Raw genomic sequence first — 13573 nt, 5'->3', positions numbered from 1 at the left:
CATCCAATTGAAGGAGAAGTTCCATGCGTATCAACAATAAAGCCAAATCCGTCCTCGTCACCGCCACTGTCGGCGTGCTGGTGGGAATCGGCGGGTTCGCGGTCGCCGCGTTCGTCCAGGACAGCACCACCGGCGGGGTGTCCGGCTCCGCCGAGGCGATGACCCCCGCCACCGTGACCGGTGCGCAGACCGGCACGTTGCTGCCTGGTGAGAAGGCATACGTCACCTTGACCTTGTCCAACCCGAACGCCAACGTGAAGATCAAATTGTTGTCCGTGACCCCGGGTGATGTCGTGATCGACACCGTCGGAAACGTCGCCGACAAACCCTACTGCCAGGGTCAGCTAGAACTGTCCGTCGCCGGCGCGGACCCGCTGCTGCCGACGCTCGCCGTGAGTGAGGCCAACTTCCCGTACAAGCTGACCGATGCCGTGAAGATGAAGGATGACACGGACATTCGCTGCCAGTCCATGACCTTCCACACGACGTGGACCGCCCAGTTCCAGGCCGTCCGCTAGGAGCGACCGCGACAACCACGAGGCCGATGGTCACGTGGTTGTCGCGCAGTGCGGTCCATCCGCCGCCCTTCCCGGTCGAGCGGTATCGCTCCGATCAGCCGGTCACCGATGCCCGGTCGACGGCTCGGCCGGCCGCGCGGGAGGCGGCGGCACCAGCACCATCTTGGTCCGGTTGGCGATCTGTCGGCTGAGACCCGTGCCGCGCGAACCCGAGGACGGCCGGGTGAAGAGTGCTAATCGCGAGCAGGTTCCGTGGAACGGCTTGGTCGCTTGTCCGACCGAGATTCGGAGGGCGGGTAGTCGGCGTTCAAACGGGCCTCCAGGGCGGCAAGCTTTTCCAGTACCTCGGCAAGGGTCGCCTCGACATGCTGGTCGTGCTTGGACTGGACTGCTTCCGTTTGCTCGACACTTCGGCCGGGTCGGGGTACGAGGACGAGCCGTACCAGATACTCGACTGCGAAGGCCCGCCCGCGCCCGCGTGCCCGCCGGTCGGGCCCGGGGGCGGCGGACGCGGGCGTGGGTCCACAAGGGACCGGCGGTCAGACCTTGCCGGCCACGAATTCGGCCGCGTCGGCGGCGTTGCTGCCGTAGCTGAAGTGGGCCAGGGGGTTCGTGCCGAGGAACTGGCAGATCGTGTCGCCGTCGGCGCAGTAGTCCTTGGTGCGGCTCTCGTACGTGCCCGTGACGCTTCGGCCGTCCGACCGGATGGGGTTGCCGAACAGCAGGATCGCGGCGACGCGTGGGGCGATCGAGGCCGGGATCGTCGCGACGATCGGGCCGCCGACGATCACCCCGTCGCTGCTGACGCCGATCGAGTTGTCGACCACGTTGGCGCCCTGGGAGTAGCCGACCAGGACGAACCGTTGCGCCGGACAGGCCGCGGCCTGGCTCGTGACGTGGTTGACCAGGTCGCGGTTGCCCTGCTGGACGGAGGCGGGCTGGCTGAGGCTCGCCGGGTAGTTCACCGCGTAGCTGCTCGTCGAGCGGGGTTGCAGCCGGCCCTGCACCGCCGAGTAGACCGGGTCGCCCACGATCCAGCCGAGCGCGCCGGGTTCGAGGGTGCCGCGGGCCACCGACACGTCGATGTCCGCACAGGTGGCGGCGGAGGCGGCCGGTGCGGCGATGACGATGCCGATTCCGGCGAGAACGACCGTGGTGCAGACGGTGAGCAGCCGGGCTGCGCTGCCGAAGACTGAGCTCATGGGCTATCAACACCTTTGCTCGGAAAGGAGAACCTCGATGGCGAGGGGAAGGCCCGGCAGAGTCGGGCCGCCGGGCGGAGGTGAGCGTCGCACCGGTGTCCCGGCCGGGCAAGGGACCTCCGGGGCAACCGCCGGGCGGCTGTTCCCCGGTGACAAAAAGTCTGTTGTGGACACTCAATTCCGGCGCTTTCCCGGCGTCCGCCCTTGTCCGGCACCACCGGTCACCACTTAGGTGTTCCGCAGGGGAAGCACCGGAGGTGGTTGTGTCGATGGCGGTCCGATCCGGGGTCGATCCGGGCAGTGGCACCCGGGCCCGCCGGTGGCTGGTTCCGGCGCTGGTGGTGATCGGCTGGCTGGTGGCCGGGGTGCTGGCCGGCGGTCTTCCCGGCCGGCTCGACGAGGTCCAGCACAACGACGGCGTCTCGTTCCTGCCCGCCTCGGCCGAGGCCACCGAGGTGGCACGGCTGCAGGAACGGCTTTCGGGCGGTCCGGTCCAACCGGCCTGGGTGGTGTTCAGCCGGGCGGCCGGGCTGAGCGCCGGCGACCGGGCTGTCACGGCCGGGACGAGCCGGAACCTGACCGGTCAGGCCGGGCTCGCGGGTCCCGCCACCCCGCCGGTTTTCTCGGCCGACGGCAAGGCCGCGCTGGTCGTCGCCCCGGTCGTGGCGGAGGACGGCTTCGCGGCCGGACGGACCGTGCAGCGCGTGCGGGACGTCGTCGAGGCCGGTCTGCCACCGGGCCTTGCGGCCCAGGTCACCGGGCCGGCCGGGTTCACCGCGGATCTCGGGGCCGTCTTCTCCGGGGTGGACCGGACGCTGCTGCTCGTGACGGCCCTGCTCGTCGTGGCCGTGCTGATCGCCGTGTACCGCAGCCCGCTGCTTCCGCTGGTGGTACTGGCCTCCGCGGGCCTGGCGCTGATCGCCGCCTCGAGCGTCGTGTACCCGCTCGCCGCGCGGGGCGTGCTCACCCTCAGCGGTCAGGGGCAGGGCATCCTGTTCATCCTCGTCTTCGGTGCCTGCACCGACTACGCGCTGCTGTTCATCGCCCGGTACCAGGAGGAGCTCGCGGGCCGGCCGGACCACCGGAGCGCACTGCGAGCGGCGTTCCGCGTGGGGGAGTCCATCGTGGCCTCCGCCGGGACCGTGGTGCTCGGCCTGTGCTGCCTGCTGCTGAGCGCGTTGTCGTCGAACCGCGGTCTCGGCCCGGTCGCGGCCATCGGGATCGTCTCGGCGCTGGTGTCGTCGCTGACGTTCCTCCCGGCGGCGCTGCTGCTGCTCGGGCGGGCCGCCTTCTGGCCGGCGCGCCGGCGTCCACGGCGGACGCGCTGGGAGCGCGTCGCCCGGCTGGTCGGTCGCCGGCCCAAGCTCGTCTGGGCCGGCACGGCGCTCGTGCTCGCCGGGCTGGCCGCGTTCGTGCCGCTGCTGCGCGCGGACGGCGTCCAGCCCGCGGACGTCTTCCTCGGCCCCACCGACGCGGTGTCCGGGCAGGAGGTCGTCGCGGCGCACTTCCCGGGGGCCGAACGCAGCCCGGTCGTGGTCATCGCGCGGCGGGAGCGAGCGGCGGAGGTGACCGCGAGGATCCGCGCGGTTCCCGGCGTGACAGCGGTGAATCCCGGTGCCGGGCAGGCGGACGGGCTGGTCGAACTCGACGCCGCGGTGAACGTGCCGGAAGCGGCCGAACCGGGAATCGTCCGGGACATCCGCGCCGCCGTGGCGGCCGTGCCCGGCGTCCTGGTGGGTGGCCATGCGGCGATCCAGGCCGAGATCCGCGAAGCCGCCGAACGCGACCGCGTGGTGGTGATCCCGGCCGTGCTCGGCGTGGTCCTGCTCGTGCTGGTGTTCCTGCTGCGGGCCGTGCTGCTCCCGCTGGTCCTCGTGGCGACCGTCGTGCTGTCGTACCTGGCCACCCTCGGCACCGGGGCCCTGGTGTTCAACGACGTGCTCCACCTGCCGGGAGCCGACCCGTCACTGCCGCTCTACGCGTTCGTCTTCCTGGTGACCCTCGGCGCGGACTACAACATCTTCCTGATGACGCGCGCCCGCGAGGAGTCCTTCGTGGACGGTCCGAGCGCCGGGACGATCAGGGCGCTGAAGCTGACCGGCCCGGTGATCACCTCGGCCGGCGTCGTCCTGGCCGCGACGTTCGCCGCACTGGCGGTGCTGCCGATCCTGTTCATGGCCCAGATCGCGTTCCTGGTCGCCTTCGGCGTGCTGCTGGACGCGCTGGTGGTGCGCTCGCTACTGGTGCCCGCCCTCGCCGTCCACTTGGGACGGCGTGGCTGGTGGCCCGGCCGGATCGGCCGCCATGCCGGCTGAATCCGGGCGGATCCGCAGCGCGAGCAGCGCGCCGAGCGCGATCACCGCCGCCGCGACGAGCACCGCGGCGTGGAGACCGGGCACGAAGGCCGGCCCACGGCCCTGCGCGGTCTCGTCCACCGGGCCGCCCCGGGGCAGCTCGGCCGCCACCCGCCAGGACACCACGGCACTGAGCACCGCGATCCCCACGGCGCCACCGAGCTGCGTCGCCACCTGCTGGAGCGCGGAGGCCTGCGCGGACATGGACTCCGGTGCGCCCGCCACGATCACCTGCGTCGCGGCGATGAGCGCGACGCCGGTGCCCAGGCCCGTCACCACGGTCGCCGGCCCCGTGGCGGCCCACGCGGTGTCGGTGCCGAGGACCAGCAGCCCGGTGATCCCGGCCGCGAGCAGCGCGAAACCGCCGGCGGCCGGCCCGCGGGGGCCGAACCGCGCGACCAGGGCACCGCCGAGTGGCGCGCCGAGCACTACCGAGCACGTCACCGGAAGCAGCCATTCGCCGGTGTGCACCGGATCGAGACCACGCAGGTTCTGGAGGTACAGGGTGAGGCAGAACAACAAACCGAACAGCGCGAAGAACGCCATCGCCGTCAACGCCGCGCCGATCGCGACGCCCGGGGTACGCAGTAGCTCGGCCGGCCGCCCCGGCGGTCCGGGCGCCCGCGATTCGGTCACCCGGTAACCGGTCACGGCGACCACCACCAGCGCGACGGGCACGTTCATGAGGAACACCGCGGGCCAGCCGAAGGCGTGCACGACGGCGCCGGCGATGATCGGCCCGGCCGCGATGGCGGCCGCCGACGTCGCACCCCAGATCCCCAGCGCGAGCTCGAGCCGGGCCCGGCCGAACGCCGACCTGACGAGGGCGAGCGCCGCGGGCTGCAGCAGCGCGGCGCAGAGACCCTGCAGGCCGCGGAAGGCGATCAGGAGCTCGCTCGTCGTGCCGGTCGCGACGAGCGCCGAAGCCAGTCCGAAGCCGCCGACCCCGGCGAGGAAGACCTTCCGGCGCCCGGCCCGGTCGGCGAGCCGGCCCGCCGGCACCAGCGCGAGCGCCAGTGCGACCAGATAGGCGTTCGCGATCCACTGCAGTTCGCCGAACGACGCACCCGCCGAACGGCCCATTTCCGGGCCGGCGACGGTGAGGGCGGTTCCGTCCAGGCCGACCAGCATTCCGGCCAGGCACACGGCGGTCAATGTCGACCACGGGTGCCGGGTGGGTCCGCTGCGGGAATTGTCCATCGGTACTCCCGTCGGTGCGAAGACGGTTGCTCACGATAGAGGTAGAATTGCCGGAGAATCAAGAGAGTGGGCGGATGAACCCCGAATGCGGAATCGCGGTCGAAACCGAACGATTTCCCGGGCCCGGCCGGGTGGAACTCCGCGTGCGGTCCGCCGCGCTGGGCCGGACGGCGGAGGTCCGGCTCCTCACACCAGCAGGCTGGACGCCGCGGCCGGACCGGCACTGGCCGACGCTCTACCTGCTGCACGGCGGCGACGACGGCCCGGCCTGCTGGACCGAGCACACCGACATCGCGCGGCTGGCCCGGACCTCCGGGGTGCTCGTGGTCCTGCCCGAGGGTGGGCGAGCGGGGTTCTACACGGACTGGCGGCGGGCCGACCGGAGCGGCTCGGTGCCGGACTGGCCCCGGTTCCACCTCGACGAGGTCCGGCCCCTGCTGGAGCGGCGCTACGGCGCCGGACCGGCCCGGGCGATCGGCGGGGTGTCCATGGGCGGCTACGGAGCTTTGGTCTACGCGGCGCGCAATCCCGGCATGTTCGCCGCGGCCGCGTCCTACAGCGGTCTGGTGCACACGACGAGACGCGGTGTCCCGACGTTGCTGCGGCTCTACCTGCGCAGCGTCGGGGAACGGATCGACGCGATGTGGGGCCCGCGTCACGCGGAACGCACCCGCTGGGCCAAGCGGAATCCGTACCTGCTCGCGCGCGGGCTCGCCGCCACGCCGCTCTACCTGTCCGCGGGCACCGGGGTGCGGGTACCGGGGGACCAGCCGGCACCGGGTGATCGCCTGCTCGAACGGCTGATCGCGCCCGGCTCGCGAGATCTCGCGGCCCGGCTTGCCGAGCTGGGCTGCCCGCCACGCACCAGTTTCGGCCCCGGCACGCACTACTGGCCGTCCTGGCGGCGTGAGCTGATCCGGTCGTGGGGGTTCTTCCTGACGGCGTTCAGGTCGCGGGCGGCCGGTGCTGTGATCCCGTGACAATCGGGGACGCGCCTCCTGTCCCGGGCGAGCAGAATCGCCGAACTCGTTTCGGGATTTCCGGATCCGATCTTGTCCACGGCGAGCAGGCATCGCTAGCCTCCCGGGAGGCGCGGATTTCCGGAACCCCGGCGTCGCCGTTATTCGTGAATCGCACGGTAGGGATAGCCATGCCTGTCGAAGTAAATGTGCCCGAATTCGCCTTCGAACCGGTGACGGTTTCGCTTGCTCGGCACGCCGGGGGCGCGCGGTGCGAAGATCCGGCTTTCACGTTCCTCGACTTCGGCAGCAGCACCGACGGGGTGCCGAGCACCGTGAGCTGGCTCGAGCTCGACCGCCGGGCGCGGGCCATCGCGGTCCGGCTCGACCGGCTGGCCGAGCCGGGTGATCGCGTGGCCGTCCTGTGCCCCCAGAACCTGGACTACGTCGCCGGGTTCCTCGCCGCGTTGTACGCCGGCCTGACCGCGGTCCCGCTGGTCGAGCCCGGCGGGCCCACGCACCTGCGCCGCCTCGTCGGTGCGCTCACCGACTGCGCGCCCCGGGTGTGGCTCACCTCGTCGTCGGCGCTGCCCGCGGTCCGGCAGCTGCAGCACGGCGGCGAGGTGCCGGAGCCGCGGCGCATCCTGGTCGTGGACCGGATCGGCACCCGGTCCGCCGACGAGTTCCTGCCGGTGCGCATCGACCAGGAGCAACCCGCCTACCTGCAGTACACCTCGGGGTCGACCCGGCGCCCGGCGGGCGCGGTGATCACCCACCGCGCGCTGCTGGCCAACATCAGGCAGGCCCAGGCGGCCTTCGGCCTGGACGCCTCGACCACCAGCGTCGGCTGGCTGCCCTTCTTCCACGACATGGGGCTGCTCCAGCTCATCTGCCTGCCGGTGGTGCTGGGCTGCCGGACCGTGTTCACCACGCCGTCGGCGTTCACCCGGCGCCCGGTGCGCTGGCTGCGGATGCTGGCGAGCCACCCGCGCGTCCTGACCGCGGCGCCCAACTTCGCGTTCGAGTACGCGGCCGCGAAACTGACCGCCGAGGAGCGCGCCCGCCTCGACCTGAGCGGGGTCGAGGTGGCGATCAACGGCAGCGAGCCGGTGCGGGACGCCACCGTCGCCGGGTTCCTGTCCGGTACCGCGGGGACCGGGTTCGCGGCGACCGCGCACCGGCCCTCCTACGGCCTGGCGGAGGCCACGGTGTTCGTGACCACGACACCGGCCGGCACCCCGCCGCGCGCGGTGGCGTTCGACCGGGACCAGCTGAGCAAGGGCACGGCCGTGCCCGCGGCCGGACCGGGCGAGCGCACGGTCACGATGGTGTCCGTCGGCCGTCCGGCCGGCCAGCACCTCCGCATCGTCGACCCCGATCTCGGGGTCGTGCTCCCGGACGGCGAAGTCGGGGAAATCTGGATCCACGGCCCCAACGTCGCTTCGGCGTACTGGGGGCGGGTTGCCGAGTCCGAAAGCACTTTCGACGGCAGGCTCGCCACGGCGGAGGCCGGTGTCCCCGCCGACAGCTGGCTGCGCACCGGCGATCTCGGGGTGATCCACGAAGGCGAGCTGTTCGTCACCGCCCGGCTGAAGGACCTGATCGTCGTCGACGGCCGGAACCACCACCCGCACGACATCGAAGCGACCGTGCAGGACGCGCACCACGCCATCCAGCGCGACCGCCTGGCCGCCTTCAGCGTCGAGAAGAACGGCCGCGAGGTACCGGTCGTCGTCGCCGAACGGGTCCGGACCGCCGACCACGAGCCGGACATCGCCGAGGTCGAGCGGGCCGTGCGCGCGGCCGTATCGCGGCACCACGACCTGCGGCTGGCCGACTTCGTGCTGGTCCGGCCGGGCAGCGTGCCGCGCACGTCCAGCGGGAAGATCGCCCGTTCCCAGGCGCGGGACCGCTACCTCGACGGCGTCCTCGCGACCGGTGGCCGGTGCGCTCGATGACACCGTCGGAGCTGGAACGCTGGCTGGTCGCGGCGATCGCGGACCTGTGCGCGGTGGAACCCGCGTCGGTTGACGTGGACCGGCCGCTGCGTGACCACGGCCTCGGTTCGCGGGAAGCGCTGGAGCTGGCCGGCGACCTCGAGAACCTGCTGCGCAACGACGTTCCGGTGGCACTGCTCTGGGAGTACCCGACGATCCGCCTGCTCGCCCAGGCGCTGGCCGGCGAGCAGGCCGGGTTCGCCGCCTCCGCCGTGCCGTGCGGCGTCCCTGGAGTGGGAGAGCCCGTCGCGGTGATCGGCATCGGGTGCCGGCTGCCCGGGGGAGTCCACGGCCCCGGCGCGTTCTGGGACCTGCTGCGCGAGGGGCGTGCGGGGATCGTCGAGGTCCCCGCCGATCGGTGGCCGCAGTTCGGGCACGACTCCCCGGAAGAGGCCGAGGTGCTCTCCGGCACCGCGCGGCACGGCGGTTTCCTCGACAACATCGCCGGGTTCGACGCCGAGTTCTTCGGCATCACGCCGCGGGAAGCCCGCGTGATGGACCCCCAGCAGCGCCTGCTGCTGGAAGTCACCTGGGAGGCGTTCGAGCACGCCGGGCTGGCGCCGGAGCGGCTGCGGGGCAGCGCGACCGGGGTGTTCGCCGGGGTCGGCGGCACCGAGTACAGCCGGCTGACCCTCGCCGACGTGAGCCGCATCGACGCCTGGACGGCCACCGGGGCCTCGATGGCGGTGGCGGCGAACCGGCTGTCGTACGCGTTCGACCTGCGCGGCCCCAGCGTTGCGGTGGACACCGCGTGCTCGTCGTCGCTGGTGGCGGTCCACCTGGCCATGCTGAGCCTGCGGGCGGGCGAGTGCGAGCTCGCGGTCGCGGCCGGGGCGAACCTGGTGCTGGGGCCCGAGATCACGGCGGGTTTCGACCGGCTGGGCGTCACCGCACCCGACGGCCGGTGCAAGGCGTTCGATGCGGCGGCCGACGGGATCGGACGCGGTGAAGGCATCGGGGTCGTGGTGCTGAAGCCGCTGCCGGCCGCGGTGCGCGCGGGCGACCGGGTGCTGGCCGTCCTGCGGGGCTCGGCGGTGAACTCCGACGGCCGGTCGAACGGCTTGACCGCGCCCCGGCCGCACGCCCAGCAGGAATTGCTGGTGGCGGCGTGTGTCGCGGCCGACGTCGACCCGGCCGAGGTCGACTACGTCGAGGCGCACGGAACCGGGACGCCGCTGGGCGATCCGATCGAGGCGGGTGCGCTGGGCAGCGTGCTGGGCACCTGGCGGCCCGCGGATCGTCCGCTGCTCACCGGTTCGGTCAAGACGAACCTCGGTCACCTGGAAGCCGCTGCCGGGATCACCGGCTTGATCAAGGTCGTCCTGTCCCTGGTCAACCGGGAGATCCCCGCCAGCCTGAACTTCACGAACCCCAGCCCGCACATCCCGTTCGGCGACCTCGGGCTCGCCGTCGTGCCGGAGCGCCGTCCGTGGCCGGTCACCGGGCGTCCGGCGCTGGCCGGGGTGTCCGCCTTCGGCTTCGGCGGGACCAATGCCCACGTCGTGGTCGAGCAGGCGGTGGTGCCGGCCGGTGGCCACGAGCCGGCGGACGGGCCCGGCCAGTTCCTCGTGGCCGCGCCGTCGGAGCCACGGCTGCGGGAAGCCGCCGGACGGCTGGCCGATTGGCTGAGCGGGCCGGGAAAGTACACCCCACTGTCCGATGTGGAGCACAGCATGGCCCGGCGGGCGAGTGGCCGGTGCCGCGCCGTCGTCACGGCGGGCACGACCGGGGAGCTGGCGGCTGGGCTGCGGGCGGTGGCCGCCGGCGAGACGCCGGCCGGGGTCTCGATCGGCCGGAGCGATCGTTCCGGCCCGGGGGCGGTGTGGGTGTTCTCCGGGCTCGGCTCCCAGTGGGCGGGCATGGGACGGCGGCTGCTCGCCGAGGAGCCGGCGTTCGCCGCGGCGATCGACGAGATCGACGAGACCCTGTGGGAAGAATCCGGCGATTCGGTCCGGGTCGCCCTGCAGCGCGGCACCGAACCGGAGGCCTTCGAACAGCTCCAGGTCGTCGTGTTCGCCGTGCAGGTGGCGCTCGCCCGGCTGTGGTCGCACCACGGGGCCTGGCCGGCCGCCGTGATCGGGCATTCGCTCGGCGAGGTGGCCGCGGCGGTCACCGCCGGCGCGCTGTCGCTGGAGGACGGCACCCGGCTGGCCCGGCGCCGGGCGCGGGAGCTCGCGACGACCGCGGGCACCGGGGCGATGGCCGTGCTCGAGCTGCCCGCGTCCGACGTGGAGCTCCTGCTCGCCGACCACCCCGAGGTCGACATCGCGGCCTTCAACTCGCCCGGGATGACGGTGGTGGCCGGGCCGGTCGCCCCGGTCCGGGAGCTGGCGGCGGTCGTCGAGCGGCGCGGCCTGCTGGCCAGGCTGGTCAACTCCACGGTCGCCGGCCACTGCCGGCTGGTCGCGGGGGCCGCCGACGCCGTCCGGGCCGACGTGGAGGACCTGCTGCCGGTGACGCCGGAGACCCGGGTGTACTGGACCGCGCTCGACGACCCGCGTTCCAGCGTCATCGCGGACTCCGGCTACTGGGCGGCCAACGTGCGCAATCCGGTCCGGTTCGTCACGGCGGTGGAGGCCGCTCTCGCGGACGGGTACCGAACCTTCGTCGAAGTCTCGCCTCACCCGCTCCTGGGACACGCCATCGCCGAGACGGCCGCCGCGTCCGACCTCGAGGCGGTCGCGCTGGCCACCCTGCGGCGCTCCGACGACGAGCGCCGCGAGTTCCACACGGCGCTCGGGGCGTTGCTGGCGCACGGGCACCTGCGGACGCGGACGGCGGGGGAGCTGGTCGATCTTCCCCTCACCGCGTGGCAGCACACCCGGTACTGGGCGCCGCCGGTCACGCCGGCGGCGGCGCCCGGCGAGCATCCGCTGCTGGGCAAGCACATCGAGCACCCCGGCGGCAGCGTCCACCTGTGGCGCCCGGACCTCGGGACCGGGCGGCTGCCCTGGCTCGCCGACCACCGGGTCGACGGCGTTCCCGTGCTGCCCGCGGCGTGTTACCCGGAGATGGCGGTCGCGGCGGCGTCGACGGCTCTGGGGGTGCCGGCGGAACAGCTCGCATTGGCGGATCTGGTGCTGTACCAGCCGTTGCCGCTCGACGTGAGCACTCCGGTCACGGTCACCATGGAGGGCGGGGACCGGTTCACGGTCCAAGCGAAGGACCCGGACGGTACCTGGACGCGCTACGCCGACGCCCGCGTGGTCACGAATGCCGAGGCGGTGCCTGCGCCGGACCTCGCCGACGAGGAAGGCGCCGTGCCGATGGCCGCCGCCGAGCTCTACGACCGGCTGCGCGCGCTGGGGATCGGCTACGGCCCGGCGTTCCGGGGCGTCACCGGCGTCCGGGGGACGAGCACGGCCGCGACAGTCCACATCGGACTACCCGATGCGGCACCGCGTGCCGGCTACCTCCTGCACCCCGTGCTGGTCGACGCCTGCCTGCAAGGATTCGCGGCCACCTTGTCCACTGCGGACGACGATCGGTATGTGCCGGTGACGTTCGGTACCGTCCGGGTCCGCGGGGACGTGCGCACCGGGGTGCTCGCGAGACTGCGGGTCGATGCCGGCGGTGCGGGCAGCCTGTGCCTGGTCGACGGCGCCGGCCTGCCGGTGCTCGAAATCGCCGGTGTCGTCATGCGGCCGGTGCCGCGCACGCCGGACCTGCGCGACGCACTGCTCACCCGGGTCTGGCGGGCCACCGACCTGCCCGCCGCCGGCCGGGCGGACCGGGTGCTCGTGGTCGCGGGCCGGCGCAACGCGTTCGCGAACAAGGCGATCGCCGCGCTGGAGCGGGCCGGGGCCCGCGCGGTCGTGGTCTCGTCGCTGGACCGCGAGCTGCTGGCCCGGCACCGGCCGTCCGCCGTGGTGCTGCTGGTTCCCGGGGACACGTCGGGTGCTCCGGAGGCCGGGCGGCGCGCGGTGCTGACGGCCGTCGACTGCGTTCGTGAGCTGACGGCGCTGCCCGGCCGCCCGCCGCGGCTGTGGCTGGTCACCCTCGCCGCCGCGGCCGTCCGGCCCGGCGAGGCCGGGCAACCCGGCCCCGCGGCGCTGCGCGGCCTGGTCCGGGTGCTCGCCTTCGAGCAGCCGGCCGTCCGGGCGACGCTGCTGGACCTCGACCCGGACGGCCTTTCCCAGGTGGCAGTCGAGGTCGGTGCCGACGCGGACGACGACGAGGTGGCGTGGCGTGCCGGTTGCCGGTACGCGGCGCGCCTGGAGCGCGCCACCGCCCCCTCGGCGGGCGAGATCCCCTTCGTTCGCCGAGGGGCCGGGTACGTGATCACCGGTGGCTTCGGCGGGCTCGGGCTGCTGCTGGCCCGTGAGCTCGCCGAGCGGGGTGCCGGCCGGATCGTCCTCAACGGACGGTCCGGGCCGGGCCCCGAGGCGGCCGCGGTGATCGATCAGCTCCGGGCGGCGGGCACCGAGGTCGTGGTCGTGCCGGGGGACATCGCGGCGCCGGGCGTCGCCGAACGGGTGGTCGAGGCCGCGGGCGACCTGCGCGGTATCGCCCACGCCGCCGCGGTTTTCGACGACCGCACGGTCGAGCGGCTCGACGAGGACGTCCTCGACCGGACCTGGCGGGCGAAGGCCGTCGGCGCCTGGCGGCTGCACCGGGCGAGCGAGGGGCGGGCACTGGACTGGTGGCTGGCCTTCTCGTCCGCCGCCGCGTTGCACGGACTGCCCGGGCAGCCGGCGTACGCCTCGGCCAACGCCTACGTCGACGCGCTGGTCGCCCTGCGCCGGGCCGCCGGCCTCCCCGCCACGACGGTGAACTGGGGCACCTGGGCCGGCGTCGGCGCCGCCGCCGGGATCGAGGTCCCGTGGGTGCGCCCCATCCAGCCCGGGGAAGGGCTCGGCCTGCTGGCCGACGTCGTCAGTGCCGGCGCGTCCGGGTTCGGTGCCGTGCGGCTGAACACCCGCCGTCTCGCCACCCAGTTCCCGGATCTGGTCTCGGTCCCGTTCTTCGCCGGGATACTCGGCCGGCCTCCCGGCGAGAGCGCGGGGGCCGTTTCGTGGGCGGATCGCGGCCCCGCCGAAGCCCGGGAGCTGATCGCCCGGCAGCTGGCGGAGCGCGTGGCGTCGGTGCTGGAACTGCCGTCGCTCGTCGACGACGTGCCGCTCGTCGGTCTCGGCGTGGACTCGCTGCTGGCGGTCCGCATCCGGAACGCCGTGGACCACGACTTCGGCGTGCACCTGCCGCTGGCGACGATCCTGCGCGGGGCGACGCTGGCCGACCTGCGGAAGCACCTGTACACCGAACTGGGGATCGCCGGCGCGGGACCGCGGCCGGACGCGGTGACCGTCGTCGTGCCACCGCGGGACGCCGCCGAGCGGCTGGTCA

The 13573-nt window shown here is 73.6% G+C and carries 7 protein-coding genes; 5 read left to right on the top strand and 2 right to left on the bottom strand.

Features of this window, described 5'->3' with window-relative positions; translation table 11 throughout:
- The first annotated feature begins 23 nt into the window (after window positions 1–23).
- Window positions 24–518, top strand: a complete 495-nt coding sequence (locus CCN39_RS21595; RefSeq protein WP_086844699.1) for a hypothetical protein — start codon at window positions 24–26, stop codon at window positions 516–518.
- 539 nt (window positions 519–1057) lie between these two features.
- On the opposite strand, the gene CCN39_RS21590 is transcribed toward CCN39_RS21595, so the two are convergent.
- Window positions 1058–1720, bottom strand: a complete 663-nt coding sequence (locus CCN39_RS21590; protein ID WP_167455138.1) for a cutinase family protein — start codon at window positions 1718–1720, stop codon at window positions 1058–1060.
- Window positions 1721–1989: 269 nt separating this feature from the next.
- Between CCN39_RS21590 and CCN39_RS21585 the strand changes: the two genes are divergently transcribed.
- Window positions 1990–4035 carry an MMPL family transporter gene (locus CCN39_RS21585; RefSeq protein ID WP_086844732.1) on the top strand — a complete coding sequence of 682 codons (2046 nt, stop codon included), beginning with the start codon at window positions 1990–1992 and terminating at the stop codon, window positions 4033–4035.
- Here the strand turns inward: CCN39_RS21585 and CCN39_RS21580 are convergent.
- On the bottom strand, window positions 3958–5274 hold the full coding sequence (locus CCN39_RS21580; protein WP_086844697.1) for an MFS transporter: 1317 nt from the start codon (window positions 5272–5274) through the stop codon (window positions 3958–3960). The genes CCN39_RS21585 and CCN39_RS21580 overlap by 78 nt on opposite strands.
- 74 nt (window positions 5275–5348) lie before the next feature.
- On the opposite strand from CCN39_RS21580, the gene CCN39_RS21575 reads away from it, so the two are divergent.
- The 3 genes from CCN39_RS21575 to CCN39_RS21565 all read left to right on the top strand — a co-directional run.
- The gene (locus CCN39_RS21575; protein WP_158104536.1) at window positions 5349–6254 is read left to right on the top strand and encodes an alpha/beta hydrolase; all 906 of its coding nucleotides are present in this window, start codon (window positions 5349–5351) and stop codon (window positions 6252–6254) included.
- Window positions 6255–6424: 170 nt separating this feature from the next.
- A complete protein-coding gene (locus tag CCN39_RS21570) occupies window positions 6425–8191 on the top strand; it encodes a fatty acyl-AMP ligase (protein WP_086844695.1) in 1767 nt (588 codons plus the stop codon).
- Window positions 8188–13573 (top strand): type I polyketide synthase (locus CCN39_RS21565; protein ID WP_086844693.1); only part of this gene is annotated, 5386 nt, incomplete at its 3' end. The genes CCN39_RS21570 and CCN39_RS21565, both read left to right, overlap by 4 nt.

The organism is Amycolatopsis kentuckyensis, assembly GCF_002155975.1.
GTDB lineage: Bacteria > Actinomycetota > Actinomycetes > Mycobacteriales > Pseudonocardiaceae > Amycolatopsis > Amycolatopsis kentuckyensis.
Note: the sequence above shows the minus strand (reverse complement) of the source record. Positions and strands in the feature narration are given on the sequence as shown.

Bases quoted from the DNA above. Each gene is read 5' to 3' on its own strand.
- CCN39_RS21595 (WP_086844699.1), top strand. From the start codon at position 24: ATGCGTATCAACAATAAAGCCAAATCCGTCCTCGTCACCGCCACTGTC.
- CCN39_RS21590 (WP_167455138.1), bottom strand. From the start codon at position 1,720: ATGAGCTCAGTCTTCGGCAGCGCAGCCCGGCTGCTCACCGTCTGCACC.
- CCN39_RS21585 (WP_086844732.1), top strand. From the start codon at position 1,990: ATGGCGGTCCGATCCGGGGTCGATCCGGGCAGTGGCACCCGGGCCCGC.
- CCN39_RS21580 (WP_086844697.1), bottom strand. From the start codon at position 5,274: ATGGACAATTCCCGCAGCGGACCCACCCGGCACCCGTGGTCGACATTG.
- CCN39_RS21575 (WP_158104536.1), top strand. From the start codon at position 5,349: ATGAACCCCGAATGCGGAATCGCGGTCGAAACCGAACGATTTCCCGGG.
- CCN39_RS21570 (WP_086844695.1), top strand. From the start codon at position 6,425: ATGCCTGTCGAAGTAAATGTGCCCGAATTCGCCTTCGAACCGGTGACG.